This window comes from Stenotrophomonas sp. STEN046 (assembly GCF_056759755.1).
In genome coordinates this window covers 118977-135840 of sequence record NZ_JBRRDR010000007.1, presented here as the reverse complement: position 1 = coordinate 135840, position 16864 = coordinate 118977, and the positions used below count along the sequence as shown (strand labels likewise).

Annotated in this window: 10 protein-coding genes and 1 pseudogene; 4 read left to right on the top strand and 7 right to left on the bottom strand. The window is 62.5% G+C overall.

Going from position 1 to position 16864, the window contains the following annotated elements; translation table 11 throughout:
* Window positions 1-105 precede the first annotated feature (105 nt).
* A complete protein-coding gene (locus ACVOLJ_RS05885; protein ID WP_475278294.1) occupies window positions 106-1326 on the top strand; it encodes a multifunctional CCA addition/repair protein in 1221 nt (406 codons plus the stop codon).
* 839 nt (window positions 1327-2165) lie between these two features.
* On the opposite strand, the gene ACVOLJ_RS05880 is transcribed toward ACVOLJ_RS05885, so the two are convergent.
* Both ACVOLJ_RS05880 and ACVOLJ_RS05875 read right to left on the bottom strand, forming a co-directional pair.
* Window positions 2166-2654 carry a hypothetical protein gene (locus ACVOLJ_RS05880; RefSeq protein ID WP_481563687.1) on the bottom strand — a complete coding sequence of 163 codons (489 nt, stop codon included), beginning with the start codon at window positions 2652-2654 and terminating at the stop codon, window positions 2166-2168.
* A 20-nt stretch (window positions 2655-2674) separates the two neighbouring features.
* Window positions 2675-3005: pseudogene (locus ACVOLJ_RS05875) on the bottom strand (transposase); the annotation flags it as partial.
* A gap of 176 nt (window positions 3006-3181) precedes the next feature.
* On the opposite strand from ACVOLJ_RS05875, the gene ACVOLJ_RS05870 reads away from it, so the two are divergent.
* Together ACVOLJ_RS05870 and ACVOLJ_RS05865 are read left to right on the top strand one after the other, a co-directional pair.
* A complete protein-coding gene (locus ACVOLJ_RS05870; protein ID WP_475278296.1) occupies window positions 3182-4165 on the top strand; it encodes an RHS repeat-associated core domain-containing protein in 984 nt (327 codons plus the stop codon).
* Window positions 4162-4461, top strand: coding sequence for a MafI2 family immunity protein (locus ACVOLJ_RS05865; protein ID WP_475278297.1), 300 nt, complete (start codon window positions 4162-4164; stop codon window positions 4459-4461). Before ACVOLJ_RS05870 ends, ACVOLJ_RS05865 begins: the two co-directional genes overlap by 4 nt.
* A gap of 108 nt (window positions 4462-4569) precedes the next feature.
* Here the strand turns inward: ACVOLJ_RS05865 and ACVOLJ_RS05860 are convergent, their stop codons facing one another.
* From ACVOLJ_RS05860 to ACVOLJ_RS05845, 4 genes are all read right to left on the bottom strand, one after another.
* Entirely contained in the window at window positions 4570-9822 is a 5253-nt protein-coding gene (locus tag ACVOLJ_RS05860; RefSeq protein ID WP_481563686.1) for an RHS repeat domain-containing protein, read from the bottom strand.
* Window positions 9823-10182: 360 nt separating this feature from the next.
* On the bottom strand, window positions 10183-10617 hold the full coding sequence (locus ACVOLJ_RS05855; RefSeq protein WP_481563685.1) for an SseB family protein: 435 nt from the start codon (window positions 10615-10617) through the stop codon (window positions 10183-10185).
* Between the two features lie 51 nt (window positions 10618-10668).
* Window positions 10669-11004, bottom strand: a complete 336-nt coding sequence (locus ACVOLJ_RS05850) for a hypothetical protein (protein WP_481563684.1) — start codon at window positions 11002-11004, stop codon at window positions 10669-10671.
* Between the two features lie 3 nt (window positions 11005-11007).
* Window positions 11008-12048, bottom strand: coding sequence for a S41 family peptidase (locus ACVOLJ_RS05845; protein ID WP_481563683.1), 1041 nt, complete (start codon window positions 12046-12048; stop codon window positions 11008-11010).
* A 372-nt stretch (window positions 12049-12420) separates the two neighbouring features.
* Between ACVOLJ_RS05845 and ACVOLJ_RS05840 the strand changes: the two genes are divergently transcribed.
* Window positions 12421-12843, top strand: coding sequence for a hypothetical protein (locus tag ACVOLJ_RS05840; RefSeq protein ID WP_481563682.1), 423 nt, complete (start codon window positions 12421-12423; stop codon window positions 12841-12843).
* A gap of 322 nt (window positions 12844-13165) precedes the next feature.
* On the opposite strand, the gene ACVOLJ_RS05835 is transcribed toward ACVOLJ_RS05840, so the two are convergent.
* Window positions 13166-16192 (bottom strand): autotransporter family protein, encoded by a 3027-nt coding sequence (locus tag ACVOLJ_RS05835; protein ID WP_481563681.1) that lies wholly within the window; start codon window positions 16190-16192, stop codon window positions 13166-13168.
* Window positions 16193-16864 lie beyond the last annotated feature (672 nt).

The following is a 16864-nucleotide window of genomic DNA, read 5'->3' as shown; positions in this document are numbered from 1 at the left end:
GGGGGGGGGTTTTCCCCCGCGTGGCCCCCACCCCCGGCCCCCCCCGGCCCGCCCCCCGGGGGGCCCGGGGGCGGGCCCCCGGCGCTACCGTGTCATCATCCCCGCATGAAGATCTATCTTGTCGGCGGCGCCGTGCGCGACCGCCTGCTGCAGCGCCCTGCCGGCGATCGTGACTGGGTCGTGGTCGGCGCTACGCCTGTGCAGATGGAAGCGCAGGGCTACACCGCCGTGGGCCGCGATTTCCCGGTGTTCCTGCATCCGAAGACCGGCGAGGAATACGCGCTGGCCCGCACCGAACGCAAATCCGGGCGTGGCTATCGCGGCTTCGTGGTCGATGCCGATCCGGCGGTAACGCTGGAAGACGACCTGCAACGCCGCGACTTCACCATCAACGCCATCGCCTGCGATGAAGATACCGGCGTGCTGGTCGATCCCTATGGCGGTGCGCGCGACATCCAGCAGCGCGTGCTGCGCCACGTCGGCCCGGCCTTCGTTGAAGACCCACTGCGTGTGCTGCGCGCAGCGCGCTTCATGGCCCGCTTCGCCTCGCTGGGTTTCACCATTGCACCGGAAACCCTGGCGCTGATGCGCGAGATCGCCGCCAGCGGCGAACTCGACGCGCTGGTGCCCGAACGGGTATGGCAGGAACTGCGCAAGGCACTGGTCTGCGAACGCCCTTCGGCGTTCCTGCGCACCCTGCATGACGCACACGCGCTGGGCCCGATCCTGCCGGAACTGGAAGCGCTGTACGGCGTGCCACAGCGCGCGGAATTCCACCCGGAGGTCGATACCGGCATCCACCAGGAGATGGTCAGCGACATGGCCGCGAAGCTGGCACCCGGTGATGACCTGGTCGGCTTCGCTGCGCTTACCCACGACCTCGGCAAGGGCCTGACCCCGCAGGAAGAGTGGCCGCGCCACATCATGCACGAGCAGCGCGGCATCGAGCCGCTGAAAGTCCTGTGCGCGCGCCTGAAGATTCCCACCGAGCACCAGCAGCTGGCCGAGGTGGTATGCCGCGAACACCTCAACGTGCACCGCATCGATGAACTGCGCGATGCCACGGTGCTGGAACTGCTGGGCCGCTGCGACGCGCTGCGCCGGCCGGAACGGGTGGCACGCATCGCGCTGTGCTGCGAGGCCGACAAGCGCGGCCGGCTCGGTTTCGAGGACAGCGACTACCCGCAGGGCGAAACGCTCAAGCGACTACACAAAGCGGCGTTGTCGGTGCAGGCGCGTGATCTGGATACCACGCACCTGAAGGGCCCGGCCATTGGTGAGGCGCTGGCCAGGGCGCGGGTGAAGGCGATTGCTGCTGCCCGCTGAAGCATCTGGTAGTGCCGGCCGTTGGCCGGCACCTTCCAAGCAATCACCGACCTAGCGACGGCGCTTGCGCGAGAAGTGCTCGACCGCGTGGGCACCCAGCATGATGGGTTGCATCAAGAGAAACAGCCATCCCCCGAGTCGGAGCGCTTCCATTGAATTGAAGCGGGTTATGAACAATGCGACCAGTAGGAAGACGACTAGAAGCCCAAGCTCGTACACAAGCAGAGATCGATTAAAAAATCTCATCACTTCAACCTGTCCTCAGCAATTTTCTGCCCAGTTCCAACTGCGGCGTCAGCGCCGCGTTGGCCCGCATTGGATAAAGCCCCCTGTACCGCCCCTTGCTTTGCCCCAATTACGCCGGTACTCGCTGTCGCTTCTGCAATATGTGCACCGATGCCGGCAGGCGAACTCACTGGCGCCTTCATCATATTACTCACTACCCCTTGAGTAGACGCCTGCGAAAAATCTCCAGCGAGGGCCAGGGCGCGGGTCAAGGCGATCGCCGCTGCCCGCTGAAGCATCTGGTAGTGCCGGCCGCTGGCCGGCACCTTCCAACCATGCGCTCGCCTATCGACGGCGCTTGCACGCGAAGAATCAGACTACGAGCCTGACCGTATCTGAGGTCGTAAGGACGATCCCGGGGTTCAGCTACGAGCGCTACTCGCTTCGTGAGTGCAAATTACGTAGCGCGACCCGTCAGTAAATGGCGATCAGGCCATGCTGGGACAAGGTGTGAAACGGTGTTTGGATGAGGACCGTCCGCGACCAACGTACTCCGCCAGCCTTTGTATCGACGCCCCCATCCTTCTTTCTGCTATCCATGCGAGAAGAATCACTCAGCCAGCATCTCCCAGCATTGACTGCAGATGTCGGAAGGCCGCAACACACTCCGGAACCCCCTCTGACAAGTCGTCGAAGAAGAACTCTTTGTGAAAAATATCCGGCCACATAAGAACGTTGCCATCCCGAATTTCAATCCTCCAACAATCCGGAAATCTCCCATCAACCACAGAAAATATATTGATCGGCGCAAAAATCAGATTCCCGTAATCGCTGACCAGCTGACAGACAAGCACGCCCGCCCTATACACAACTGAACTGTCATGCAAACCAAGGCCATAGACCGTGTACTCTTTTCCGCGAGTCACGGACAATTTTGGTTTTACCTTACCCTCGGCGCCAAGGCCAGCGAGAACACTCTCCCAATCGTCGATGACTCTAACTCGCATTGAACTACCTCCCTTCTTCAATAAGTTTTGTTTTTGGCTCAACAACTTGTCCGCTCGTCTGATTTTGGTATGCGTGGGTAGAAAACTGCTGCCCATCTGGCGCTTTATGCGAGGAGCTCGACCCCATAGGCTTCACGGTGATCATCGATGAACGCCTTTATGGCTTGAACCGGTGGCCTGAGCAAAATACGCGCTGGCCTTGCGCAGGATCTCTTTGGCCAAGCGCAGTTCGCGGTTCTCCCGTTCCAGCGCCTTCATCTTCTCGCGCTCAGCCGTGCTCAAGCCCTCGCGCAATCCTCGATCTCGCTCGGCCTGCCGTACCCAGTTGCACAGCGTCTCTGCCGTACAGCCGATCTTGCTGGCTACTGACTCGATCGCAGCCCATCGCGAGGGGTGCTCACCCTGATGTTCCAGCACCAGCCGCACCGCCCGGTCACGTGTCGCCACAGAGTACTTCGCTGCCCACCGCGACGCTTGCCCGCCCTCTCTGACGCCGACTCGGTCGTCACGTCGATGAGGATTGTGGTATGAAGGCAGGGCCTTGCTGGAAGGCTCTTTCAGGGATTGGAAGGATGGAGCGGCTTAAGAGAGTTGCGTGCCACGCTTCGGCCCGCCGAAAGGGGATGAGAACGCATTTCGGCAAGCTGAGCGTCTTCGGTGCCTGGCTCTGCTGCCTGCTGTTGGTGGGCTTGACACTGCCGCCAATCTCAACTGCTCAGACAGTCACCTACATCCACACCGATGCCCTTGGCTCGGTCGTTGCCGAAACCGATGAAAACGGCAACGTGATCAAGCGCTATGACTACGAACCCTATGGCGGCGTTGTCGGCGGGCAGGTTGCGGATGGACCGGGATACACCGGGCACGTGAGCGATGCCGCCACTGGACTGAGTTACATGCAGCAGCGGTATTACGATCCGATGATCGGACGGTTCCTGTCCACTGATCCGGTCGTGTCTGATGTTAACGCAGGGGCGAACTTCAATCGCTACAAGTACGCCGCGAACAACCCCTATACTTTCAAAGACCCAGACGGCCGGCAAGAATGCCGTTCATGCGAAGTGTCTTATGGCGCTTCGGTGGGATACATGCTGCGCAATGACCCGGACAGAATGCGTGTATGGGCTGGCGGTGAAGCCGCGGCGATGACCACTGGAAGTGGTGCTATGGAAGGTGCCGCACTTGGCCAGGCAGTCGGGAGTTTTGTTGACACGGGAAATTACTCCCAGCAGGCAGTGACAACGCTTGCTGCGGTTGTAGTCGTCGGTACGCTCACTCATGGGAAATCAGGCGCAGGCCCCATGCTCGGCCCTTCACCCAAGATCAACTTGGGACAGCAGGGAAAGCACTTGGTGGGACACAACAACTACATTCCCGGCAGAAGTGTTCTAACAGGAAATCCTAGCGAACTTGGCAGGAGCGCTGGCACTGGGCAGCAGGTGGGAAAGGTTAACGTTGGCCTCCCAGGTTCTAAGGAGCGGGTAAGTTTTAGCCAAGAGGTCGGGTCCTACGTTGACCCGGCGGGCAATGCCACACCGACAACAAACGCCATAATTCACTACGGGAAGGATGGCATTCACATTGTTCCTTCAAGGCCAGATCCATGAACAGCAGCCTGCGATCCGATGTAATACTTAGCGTGACTAAAGCGCTTCTTGGAGAAGTATTTCCAGAGCTTGTTGCTGTTTCTTGCAGAGTTGACAGCGAAAGCAAGTTCCAGTTGACGTTCTTTGTAGATTCCGCACTTCCCGCCTCAAGGGAAGAAGACATTTCCTGCATTGAGACGGAAGTTCTTGCTGACTTTCCAAGCAATTTCGACATCTCTCACAAGGTCGTTGTTTCCAGACAGGCCAGCCTTCCTGCGCCTGATGCCTTTTGGATTTTTTTGAGAAAGACCGCATGATTTGAGAGTGATCTACCAGCTTCTCTATCTCTTTAGGGAAGCCCTGAACAAATCTGAGCGGAATCCGATAGCATCATTGTTTCTTCCGATTGGGACATTCATGGCAGTTCATCGCTCAAAGCCGTCCTGCACGACCAACCCATTGGATGGCCGGGAGCATCCGGTCGCATTGCAGGCTACAACCCGGAAAGTAGTGATCTTTGGCATGCCACGCACAACGACTGAGCAGAAGGGAAGCGTGGCCACACAACCCGCCGTTCCGCTGAATTCATAACGCGTGGCGCCCGCAACTTCTCTCCACCCGCCCTGGTAGGTCGTATGCCCCTCGGAATAGTAGTACCAGGCTTCCACCAGCAGTGGCGGTTCTGGTACTGGCGGCGGAATGTTCACCACCGTGACCGCAACTGACGAGAAGCCACCGCAACCCGCTTCGTTACATGCAGCCACTCGATATCCATAGGTAGCGTTGCTCTTTCCGCTGATGGCACGCTGCTGCGATCCGTCGTTCTGAAGGTTGCCAAAGCCTCCGCCGTTGATCTGCTCCTGCAACAGATAGCTCGTTGCGCGCTCCACTGGCGACCAGTTCACGGTATAGCTACCCGTGTTGCTCGACGCTGGCGAACTGATCGATGGTGCTGTTGCCGGAGCAATCACCACCTGGACTGCGGATACGCCTGAATATGGCCCGCACCCTACCGAAGCACAGCCTCGAACGCGGTATTCGTACACCCCATGCACGCGGCCAGAAGCGGTGTAGCTGACGGCCGCCGCACTGGAAATGGTAGCCCAGCCTCCACCATTGAAACGCTCATCCAGTTGATACGACGTGGCGTTGCTCACCGCGTTCCAATTGATCGAATATGCAGATCCCAGCACCTTGGCTGGAACGTTCAGTGCCGGGGCCGAAGTCGGCAGGTGCACGGACTGCACTGTCACGGCTTGCGAATAGGCACCACAGCCACTCGCGTTGCAGCCACGTGCACGATACCCGTAAGTTCCGCCTGGCTTCGCGCTGAAAGAGCGGCTGCGCTCTGCAGAATTCTGCACCTCCCCCCACGCACCGGCACCCTGCTGCTCCTCCAACCTGTATAAGGTGGCGCCTGCAACCACTGTCCAGCCCACAATGTAGTTGCCGCCCGTTGCGCTGGCTGGAGCCGTGATCGTGGGCGCAGCCGTCGGTGCCAACTCAACCACCACTGTCACCTCGGCGCTCCAGCCGCCGCACAACGCGGCACGGCAAGCGCGAATCCTGAGCCCGTGACTCCCGGCAGGCTGGCCAGTGGTCGACCACGCCAGCGCCGCCCCAGAATAGGCAGCCAACCAGCCCCCCTGTTCGGATCTTTGCTGCAGCTCGTAAGTCGATACGCCCACTACGCTCGACCAGCCAATGGTAAAACTCCCACTGCTGCTGAATGAAGGCGCGGTAATCACCGGCACCCCCGGCGCCACGGCGGTCACAGACTTGGCAAGCAGACTGCCATTCAAGTGAATGTATTCCGTGCCCTCACCGGTCCGCTGGTTTTCCTGTCTGCGCAGCACACCTGCGCTGTCGTAGAGCGACAGGATATCCCCGCCTGGCGCCTGGCTCAGTACGCGGCGCCCATGTGCGTCATAGGCATACTTTTCGACACCGTCAGCCTCGCGCAGGCGATTCCCGAAATCGAACCTGAAGGCCTGCCCATTGCGCATGGCGAGATTACCCTGCACGTCATATCCCAGCCCCATTGTGGTTGCACCATCGGAAGACTGCACATTGGTAAGACGGTTGTTGCTGTCATACCAGTAGATGTGGTCTTTCACTCCGGCCAATCGAGCTGATCGCAGATTGTCCAGCGCGTCGTAGCTATAGGTCAGTACTCCGTCGCCACCGAATCTTGCCGAGCTCGCCCGGGTCAGCCTGTCCAGATCGTCATACTGCATCGTCCGATTGCGACCAGCGTCGAGAACGTCCTCGATCCCGGTCACATTTCCGCCGCCATCGTAGCTGTAGAAATTGTCCAGCACACCTGCGGAATCTGTTACACGCCCTGGCAGCTGGCGCGCGTTCTGGGTCATGCCATGGACGATGCCATTTCCATAATTGAATGCGCGCATACCCCCGTTGGGATGATAGGAAACCCCCAATGCAAATCCGCCAACACGCGTAATCTGTCCCAGACCGTTGGGCGCCAGATCAACCGACAGGCCGCTGGGATACTGGATGCTGGCCATTACGCCGCGCGCATCATAGCCATAGCCAAGTGCCCAGTTGAACGCACCGGCAATCGTGGCACTCTCGCCCACCAGCAATCGCCGCCGGTTGTACACGTATGTGTTGACGACCGGGCTGGCATTGATGGCGTTTCTCGTCGTGACCTGCTGCGGCAGCCCATCCGCCGTGTAGACCCATTGCTGGTCGCCGTTGCCATCCGGGAACGCCAGGGTCCTCAACCGGTTGCGGGAGTCGTAGCTGCGGTCTACACGACGTCCAGAGGAATAGGCACTGGACGCATCGCAGGAGTCGACTGCGGGAAGATTCATCCCCGTGGCTGACCAGAGGATGTTGTCGGACGCGTCGTAGCCAAGCGCAGTGGCACCAGTCTCAGGCTCGATGCTCTTGCAAAGACGTTGATGCATGTCGTAGACATATCGACGTGTCAGCGAAACCGCTCCATCGCCGCTACGTTGCGTAACGCTCACCGGATTGCCGAATACATTTCGCGGTATATCCAGCACAACGCCTGTTGGCTTTACGATAGCGATCGGGGCCGTGTAGGCCGGCTGATCGAATGCCTGAAAACTGGTCAGAGTCTGCTTTCCGCGAGGGTCGGTCACCCGGATTCGTGCGCCCGGCAGATACTCGTTCACTGTTACCAGCGTACCCAGCTCACTGTCCTGGATAGCAGCAGTCCTGCGACCGAGCGTGTCGTACTCACTCCAGTTCCCCGTGGTCAGATTCGCTCCCCTGCCCGGGTAAGACGAAAACAACAGCCGACCTTCATGGTCATAGTTGAAACGCTGCAACCGCTGCGTTTCTGCGATGTTTGCGGCATCGTACTCACGCGTGAAAACGGGTCGCCAGAGCGCATCATAGATTGTCTCCAGGCGCCCATTTCCAGTTGTGACGTCCTGTCGCCAATGTCCCGCAGGAATGCCGTACTCCTCCGCCCCCACCTGTTGGAAGACGCGGGTCAGCGGAACCCAGTTGACCGCATCCCCTGCGGGATAGGCGACGCTGGCAACTCGCCCCAGTGCGTCATAGCCGTAGCTGGTGGTAAACCCACTTTCATCGGTTGCGCTTGCTATCCAACCATTGTCATCAACCACGACGCTTGACGTAGTCGCGCCTGCAAACTGCACCAACCCGGGAATCCCACGCTTCCACTCAGAGAGCGTAGTGGTGTTGCCGTTTCCATCACGGACCGTTGCGACGGTACCGTCTGCATTATAAGTCCGTGTCTGGGTTCGTTTTCCAAATGCAAAGGTCTCCACCGGCATGGCATTGGCATCGAAGGCTGCTTCGGCAACGATGGTTGCGCTGCCAAGATCGGTCACTCGCGCCAGCTGCCCCAATACCCAACGAGCAGTATTGTCGTGATAATCGAGTCGCTCACGAACGGATCCGCTGGGACCGGTGCGGACCCTCTCCAAGGGGCGCGCAAAACGGTCGTAGGCTGCCGCTTGCCAAGTGTAGGTGGTGCCGTCCTGCTGCAACTGCGTCTGCGTAACAGGACGCACGCGCACCGTCGCTGGATCGTTCAAGCTACCGAGAATCGCGCCGTACTCTCCAATGAAGGGCTGACCGGCAGTCGAGGCATCGGCAAGGTAGTCACTGGATCGTGCCTGTACGACATTGCCCTGGACATCGAGAACCTCCGCTCGCAACTCCCGCCCATCGTTGAACATATAGAGATTGCCAAAGGTCAGCCTTTGGGTAGTAGCATCCGGGCGACGAACCTGTACGACCTTCGTTTGTGTGCATGTCGTACAAGGGTAGATTGCAGGCTCATTCTGGCTTCCCCACAGGTCAGACGGCGAGTTGCCGTAGTCATAGCTCCACTGCATGGTCGGCAGGCCGGGCCCACTGATCGCCTTGCCGGCGATGCTCAGTACGTCGAAGAAGTGTGGAACACCCAGTACGTATTCTGGATCCTCACGGGGATCTCCCTTCTGGATGCATTCGGTGAGGTGCACACCGTGTCGCCAATGCCGTCGATTGACGAAGGAAAAAGTGCCCGTAGCGCCCGCCGGATGGGTTGCGGTCACGACGTAATCGGCTGACAGCGGAAGGGAAGAGTCTCTACACCATGGCAACCCTGGCAGCGTATCGATGGGTAGCGGGGCCGACGGGAGCAACGATCCTGTATAGGCATAGCGCCATGAGCTGCCGTCTGGGCGAGTGACCTGTGTCAGCCGGTTTTCCGCCAGCATTGTCTGATACTGGAAACCCCAGGAGCGTCCATTGGCAGTAGCACTGGTCATTCGTCCTTGGCTGTAGACGAAAACGATTTCGCGCCCGTCGTTGCTCCAGATCCGTGTGGGCAGGCCTTCGCCGTTGTATGAGAACTGGACCCAGTTTCCGAACCGGTCTTCCAAGCGGGTTGCCAGAAGGTAATAGCGCGTTCGCTCCAGGATGACCGACACAGGATCGTTGCCGCGCGTAGTGGGCACGAGCTTCTGCAACGGTGCTTCACGGCGCGTGGTCAACTGATTGAAGTAGTAACGCTCACCTGAGGTCGTTGTAAGCCGGAACCCGTCGCGACTGCCATTGTCCATGCTGATGCAGTCAATGGCATCGCGCTCTTTGGTTGTAAGGCGGGTGCTCGTGCCATCAGTAGGCAGAGGGGTACCCGCGATAATGCCAAGCATGGCAGTGTCGCCTCTGCCTGGTAGATGCACGTTGAGCCCGCTCCAGAACTCCCTAACACTGAAGATACCGCCGCCAGGCACGCTTCCCACAGTGCATACCCTTGCAGGAAGACCGGTGGAATTGGCGTAGGTTGCCGCCACGTGAGGTACTTCGACGTCCCAGTTTCCTAGCCCCAACAGCCTGGCATCGTGGTCGCGAATGGTCCCTTGCGGCTGCAACTGAACGTTCAACCGACGTGCAAACTGCACGGGCAGATCGTTGTTACCAGGCAGGTCGATTTCGACAACACGGAACTGCGTGCTTCCGTCGTACAGGCTTACACCCTCGCCGAACAGTCCCGTATCCAAAGCAGACAGCGATTCTGCAGTCTGGACCCGCTTCCGGTATTCCAAGTATGGATGGATACCGTCCGCAACCGATTGCGCTGCGACTGATCCGGAGAGAATGAGACCGACCAACAAAGTTGGCAGCACGGTCGAACGCAACGCAACACGACGCAACGCACCGATCACAAGGCATTCCTTCAGATTTGGATTCCGCTTCCCCAAGGTCCGGCTTTGCACCGTCCCTTTCCCAAAGGCGACCGCATAATCCTTGCGTCACCTGAAGCGACGCTATCACACCTGTCAACCATGTGAGAGTCAGGGAAATCTGACACTCAATGCGAGAAGGGCCGCTAACTCCCCATCTACGCAGGAGTACCGGCGTGCACCTCCAACGCCTGATGGACACTGAGCGCCCAGGCGCGAACTGACCTCTTCGCTCACTTGGCGAGGCGAAGCGCATGCGGCCGTCAGGCCAAGTCAGCGGCAGCGGTCCTGCACTTCACAGAGGACACTCGCCACCGCCCAGGCAGATACCGTCCCGATGACTCAGTGCGCCATCCCACGGGTAATCGCCGCGGCGCGCTGCTTCAGCTGCTCCACCGCATCGGGAATCATCTCCATGCCCACGTCCAGGCCCGGGTTCAGCACCAGGCCGACGCCCTCGCCAATACCCGACAGCAGTGCATGCACCGCAATCGGCATCGCATGGGCAAACTGCGGCAGCTGCTCGTGCCAGATCTCAGCGCGCTCGGGCGCAGTGAACACCGCGAACATCGGCTCGCCGCCTTCGCTGGTCAGTACCAGCGGCGAAATGCTCTCGTCCCAGGCACCGTCTTCACCGATGGCCTTGTCCAGCAGCACGAACACCGGCGCGGTCAGCAGTCCTTCCAGGAACTGCGCGGCCGTAAGGGTGCCGTCCTGAGCCTGCAGCAGGCGCACTTCCAGGTCGTTGGCGGGTTCGAACGGCGTTTCGTGGTCCATGGTCGGGTCCGGCAGTGTGGCTATTGACTGCAACTTTAGCAGCCCGGCTCCTCAACCGACGTAACCGTGTCTCCACATCCACCCGGCCACCGCCAGTCCTGCCACCACCACAAGCATCACCGGCAGGCCGAAGCGATGCCGCCACGGGATCGGCACCCCGCCCAACTGCTGGTCCATGCTTTCGGTGTCCAGCAGCCAGCCGTGTTCGCAGCCGGTGCAGGCCAGCTCATAGCGGCGCTGGTAGACAAAGCCGAACAGCAGATCGATGCGCGCCATCCTGTAGCGCAGCTGTGGCGCGAACTCGGTTTCGGTCTGGCAGCGCAGGCAGTGGTGGGACTCGGTCGGGCCGACGATCATCACCCTCTCGTGTTGGCCGATCAGCAGCATGGCTCAGCTCTTCCTGCAGGCGGGCTGGGCCAGCAACCAGGCCTCGGCCGCCGCCACCGTGGCGGCATCGTCGGCAGTGGCCTGGTCCGGCGCGATCTTCCGTCCGTCGCCATGTTCATTGCGATCGCGCATGACGCTGGTGGTCAGCACCAATGCACTGCCGTCCACCAGCCGGCGCACCACGTTGGCCGTCGATACACCCGCCGTGGGCTGGCCGAAACTGCGGGTCTGCGCGCGGCCACGGAACGCCAGTACGGTCGCTTCGCCGGAACTGGCGGTGCGCGGGCCGGTCAACACGGCGACCGGCGCGCCAACCTGCCTGGGCAGATAGCCCGGCTGGCCGAGATCCAGGCGCGTCGCCTCGCCCATGCGCACGCCACTGGCGGTGGTCTGCCAGCGTACCGGACCGTCGGCGGTCTCGAATGAGCCCACATCCTCGATACCCATCGCCGAGGTGCGCAGCAGCGGCGCAACGCCCAGCAGCATCGGCCACATGTTGCCGCCGGTGTTGTCGCGCAGGTCGACGATCCAGCCACAGCGAGGCGTGCTGTCCTTTTCACGGATGATGCGCTGCCACCGCACCGCACGCTGGATGTTCTGCTGCTGCAGCTGCTGCGGCGGCGCACCGGGGTCGGCCGCATAGCCCTCGATCAGCACCTGGCCGATACGCGGGTCACGCTCGTGGGTGGCGTCGCTTTCGCTGCGGGCAACGGCGGCGGCGTTCTCGCGGGCGAAACGCTCCACACGTTGCTGCTGCCGTTGCGGGGTCATCCAGGTGCCGTGACCGCCTGAACTGCGGCCGATGGCTTCGGCCAGCACGGTGCGGACCTTGGCCGGATCGCCCTGCGCATCCTTCAGCCGCGTGCGCGTGGCTGGCCAATCGACCCTGTTTCGGTACAGCGCCTCGCGCTCCAGCATGTCCAGAAGCTGTGCCTGTGCGGCGGGTGACGGAAGCTCGATGACGTCGGCTGCAGCGGCAGTAGTCGTTGCCAGCAGCGTGGCGATGAGGAGGGCACGCCTCGGCAATCCTTCGCTGTTCCGCATCGACATCTCCTTGTCGTTGGATGAAGGCGAAGCATAACGCCTTGGCCGACGCGCGGCGTGTCGCATCAGGCACATTGGCAGCAGGCCGCGGTTTGCAACTTTGCCCATATCTGCGGAACCGCAATCGCGCGAAGGTCGCTGTGCCGGTGCCCCCTGCGCTGGCCGGGATTGGCGTCCTGAATCAATGAGTAAAGATGACCGATTGCCTCGATGTAGGCATTCGCGACAATGCACCACCTGCCGGTCCATGGCGGGCGGTGCGTGGGGACCCTTGGGTCCGTCGGCTTCTTCTTTGCTCTTGACCGGCACGCCAACCCGCACCGCCCGCCACCTTGCATCCCGCAGGTGGCCTTGCCTTGTGAGGTTGCTGCCATGACTACGCTCTACCCCACCTATCCGCGCCTGCACACATTGCTGGGCGATGCCCTGCCCGGCCTGCAGCTGCCCAATGCCACTGCAGAGGCACTGGAAGACGCGCTCAGCGGAGCGGATGAAGCCGCTGTCACGCCTGCCTTCTTCAAGCGGCTGCGCGACGTCACGCGCTGCCACGCCGCCGATGGCGAGCCGTGGACCGAACTGCGCATCACGCCGGCGCGTGCGCGCGATCTGGCGTGCACTACGCGATGCCTGCAGGCGTTGTCTGCGCTGGGCGAGGTGTTGCTGGCAACGCAGGCCGCACGTGAACTGGACGACGCGGAGGCGCAGTGCCCGCCGCAGACCGAGGAAGGGTTGCTGCATGCGGTACAGCTGCTGGCCGATCACGCGGGCGCGTTGCTGGGGCGTTCGCCGTTGTGATGTGGCGGCGTTGGGATTGCTTGACGGGTAGCCAAGGGCGTGTCGACCAAGGTCGACACCTACCAGAGCAGGTCATGGCGCCGATTGGATTCGTGTCGACCAAGATCGACACCTACCAGAGCAGGTCATGGCGCCGGTTGGATTCGTGTCGACCAAGGTCGACACCTACCAGAGCAGGTCATGGCGCCGGTTGGATTCGTGTCGACCACGGTCGACACCTACCAGAGCAGGTCATGACGCTGGTTGGATGGGTGTCGACCAAGGTCGACACCTGCCAGAAGCGTGGCCATGACGTAGTAAAGCCGCCGGGCATGGCCCGGCGCTACCAGTCCGCGCGCAGGCCGACGGTGCCTTCGATGATGCGGCGCTTCTCGTTGCGGTCGCCGCCCAGTTCGCGGGTGTAGTCGGCCACGGCGTAGGCGCTGATGGTGCGGTTGAAGCGGCCGACCACACCGACGCCGGCCTCCAGTGCGCGCGAACGCTGCGAGTTGATGATCGCGTCGTTGTCGAACAGGATACGGTCCTCACCCGAGCGGCCGTGCCAGTAGTTCAGCTTGAAGTACGGCTGCCAGCCGTTGTCCGCCAGCTGGTAGTCACCGGCCAGGCGCAGGCCGACGCGGCCGGTCCAGGCGTTGTCGTTGTCAAAGCGCACGGTCGATACCGCGTCGCGCTGGTCATCCAGTGAGGTGCGCTGCCAGATCACCTGCACCTGCGGCTCCAGCCACCAGGCGGACTGCCCGAACTGCAGCAGCGGCTTGCCGGCTTCCAGCGAGACGCTGGTGCCATCGCCGTCGAGGTCGATGCCGAGCCCACGCGCCGAGCGTGCGCGTCCGTCATAGCGGCTCTGCATCGCCACCACGTCGAGATAGCCGCCCGTGGTGCCGGTGAGCGTCCAGTACAGCCCCACATGCTTGTCATCCAGGCGGCTCTGGCCCACCTGCACGTTCTCCCAACCCAGTGCCAGGCCGGTGGTCCTGCCCTGTGCGCGGGTGCGGCCGACAAACACACCCACCTGGTTGCGGTGGTTGTCGGCAGCGGCGGCCCACACATCCAGGCCGGCCTGCACGCCCATCACGTCACCATCGAAGCCGGACTGCGCATCGCCCTTCCAGTGGATCTCGCTGCTCTGCCCGACCAGCCGCCCCCACGCGGTACGCAGGGCCCCCTGGCTGTACAGCAAGCGCTGTTCGCCCTGCCGCTCATGGAAGGTGCCGAGACTGGCCAACGAGGTTTCGCGCAACAACGGCGGCGCCACCGCGTAGGCCGCGGTTTCCAGCCGGTACAGCGGCACCACATCGCCTTCTGCGGGACGTGCGCCCGGCGTTGGTGGCGTGCCCGTGCTGGGTAGCGCGCCACCGGCCACTGGCACGTCCGGCACGGCCGGGTCGCTGGGTGGGGCCACCGGCGGCGGTTCCGGCGGTGGCGGCGGCGGTGCGGTCTCGCCAGCGGTCAGGTCCGGGTCGATGGCGCCTTCCGGTGGCGGTGGCGGTGCCGGTGGAATCGGCGGCGGCGGTGCCACCGGCGGTGTCAGCGGTGGCGGTGTTGCACTGCCATTGCCGTTGGGTGCCGGCGTCGGTCCGCTGACCAGTGTGGAGCGCAGATACCAGTTTTCGCCGGTGCCGGCACTGACACCGCCCTTGAACAGGAAGTACTCGTAGGCGCCTGCCGATACCGGCGCGAACAACGAGAACGCGCCCGCAGCAGTGCTGCCGCCATTCAAGGCCTGCACCACCAGGATGCCGTCGGCCAGCGTGGCGGCGCCACCGCCGCCGGCGTTGAGAATGCCGATGCCGGTGGTGCCGCTGGCGGTACCGCCATCGATCACCAGGCGGTCGCTGGTGGAATTGTCCGCGCCCAGCACTGTTCGCAGGTACAGGCCACCGCCTTCGCCGCGATAGTTGCCGCGCACGGTGAATACATCACCGGCACCGACACCGGTCAGATCGATGCGCCCGGCATTGACCATCTCCACCAGTGCGCCGCTGTTGAACGGGCGGATCGCATGGGTGCCGCTGCCGGCGTAGACGGTACTGGTGTCGTCCACGCTGAGCGAGCCGGTGCCGGTAGCGCTGTCGCCCAGCACAAGATCCCCGTCGAAGGTGAGTTCGGTACTGCTGGCCAGGCTGATCGCCTCCCAGTTCTGGAACCGCGCGACACCGCCGGTCTTGACGTTGTTGAAGCTGAGGCGATCGTTGCCGCTGCTGCCGTCGAACAGTGGCACCGCGCCCAGGTTGGCCTGGTTGAGATTGCTCAGTGTGGCCACGTCGTCGTCGGGGCCCATGTCGATGGCGCCGTAGACGATGCCACCACCGCTCCAGTTGAACGTGTCGTTGCCGGTGCTCAACAGCACCTGGCCGCGCACGGTGCCATCGGTGATGGTCACGCTGTCGGCACCGCCGCTGACGCTGATGTTGCCGCCGATATACGCCGTGCCGGAAATGATGATGGTGTCGGTGTCAAAGCCGGTGACCACGTTGCCATCGACCGTGCCGCCGGACTGGTTCCACAGGTTCTTGTCCAGCTTCATGTTGACCCGGCCGATGCGTCCGTCGGTCATCCAGGCCTGGTCGCCGTCTTCGAACGCGCCGATGATGCGGCCGCCGCTCATGCGGAAGGTATCGATGTTGTCGCCCTGCTGCAGGGCACCGATGGTGCCGCCGGTCATGACGAAGTCATCGCGGCCGCTTCCCTGCGTGACCACACCGGTGACGGTGCCGCCGCTGACGGTCATCTGGTCGTCGCCGGTGCCCTGGTCGATGCTGTCGATCGTACCGCCGCTGAGCAGCAGCACGTCGTTGCCATCCCCCTGCAGCACGCTGCCGCCGATGCTGCCGGCCAGCATCTCCAGGCGATCATTGCCGGCGCCGAACTGCACACCGGTACGTCCGCTGATGGTGCCGCGGTTGACCAGCACGCTGTCGCCGGCGCCAACGAACTGCAGTGCGGTGTTGTTGCCGGTGCTGATGCTGCCGGTGTTGTCCACCCGGCTGCCGCCACCGAGTTGCACTGCGACCCCGCCCACCGAACTGATCGCGCCGAGATTGGACAGCGCGTGACCACCGGCACCGATCAGGGAAATCGCACTGCCGCCGCCGGCCTGCTGCAACTGCGCACCGCTGCCGACATTCACCGTGATGCCCGCCGCGCCATTGGCGCTGACCGCTACGGTTTCGGGATTGGGCGCCGCGCTGCTGCAGCTGACGGTCTGCCCGGCCACCGGCGCGGTTGCATCGCAGCCCGCCCAGGCGGCCGGGGCGGCCAGCGCGAGCAGCGAGGGGACGGTCAGGATCTGCAGTACGGACAGGCTCAGGCGGCGCTGGCGGAGCCGGCGCGGAACGTCATGGGACATACGGCACTCCTGGGTCGGGGGATCAGGAACTGCGGATGTGATGCGTAGCACTGCCGACGCAGTCTGACGCGCCATGAATGGTTTGGGGAGATAAATTAATGCGATGTGCATCACGCTATGGACGTGAAATAGCGCGGCCGTCACGCGGCCGGGATGTTGCTGAACAGGTTTGCCAGGGTGCAGGAGCAAGCAACCGCATCCACGCATGGCGTGGATTCACGTGGGGCGCGGACGCGTGTGCATCCACGCATGGCGTGGATCTACCCGGGGTGCGGACGCGTGTGCATCCACGCATGGCGTGGATCTACCCGGGGTGCGGACGCGCGTGCATCCACGCATGGCGTGGATCTACCCGGGGTGCGGACGCGCGTGCATCCACGCATGGCGTGGATCTACCCGGGGTGCGGACGCGTGTGCATCCACGCATGGCGTGGATCTACCCGGGTGCGGATGCGTGTGCATCCACGCATGGCGTGGATCTACCCGGGGTGCGGACGCGTGTGCATCCACGCATGGTCTGGATCCACGTGGGGCGCGGATCCACCTGGGGCGCGGACGCGTGTGCATCCACGCATGGTCCTCGGGTGCAGGCGCGTATCGTCCGGCACCGGAACGCGCGTGGATGCAGGCAATGGCCAGTAGATCCACGCCATGCGTGGATGGCGCCTTGCC

What these genes read in the sequence shown, in the direction of transcription:
- ACVOLJ_RS05850 (WP_481563684.1), bottom strand. Translation starts at nt 11,004, where the DNA reads ATGCTGCTGATCGGCCAACACGAGAGGGTGATGATCGTCGGCCCGACC.
- ACVOLJ_RS05845 (WP_481563683.1), bottom strand. Translation starts at nt 12,048, where the DNA reads ATGCGGAACAGCGAAGGATTGCCGAGGCGTGCCCTCCTCATCGCCACG.
- ACVOLJ_RS05870 (WP_475278296.1), top strand. Translation starts at nt 3,182, where the DNA reads ATGAGAACGCATTTCGGCAAGCTGAGCGTCTTCGGTGCCTGGCTCTGC.
- ACVOLJ_RS05835 (WP_481563681.1), bottom strand. Translation starts at nt 16,192, where the DNA reads ATGTCCCATGACGTTCCGCGCCGGCTCCGCCAGCGCCGCCTGAGCCTG.
- ACVOLJ_RS05865 (WP_475278297.1), top strand. Translation starts at nt 4,162, where the DNA reads ATGAACAGCAGCCTGCGATCCGATGTAATACTTAGCGTGACTAAAGCG.
- ACVOLJ_RS05885 (WP_475278294.1), top strand. Translation starts at nt 106, where the DNA reads ATGAAGATCTATCTTGTCGGCGGCGCCGTGCGCGACCGCCTGCTGCAG.
- ACVOLJ_RS05855 (WP_481563685.1), bottom strand. Translation starts at nt 10,617, where the DNA reads ATGGACCACGAAACGCCGTTCGAACCCGCCAACGACCTGGAAGTGCGC.
- ACVOLJ_RS05840 (WP_481563682.1), top strand. Translation starts at nt 12,421, where the DNA reads ATGACTACGCTCTACCCCACCTATCCGCGCCTGCACACATTGCTGGGC.
- ACVOLJ_RS05880 (WP_481563687.1), bottom strand. Translation starts at nt 2,654, where the DNA reads ATGGGCAGCAGTTTTCTACCCACGCATACCAAAATCAGACGAGCGGAC.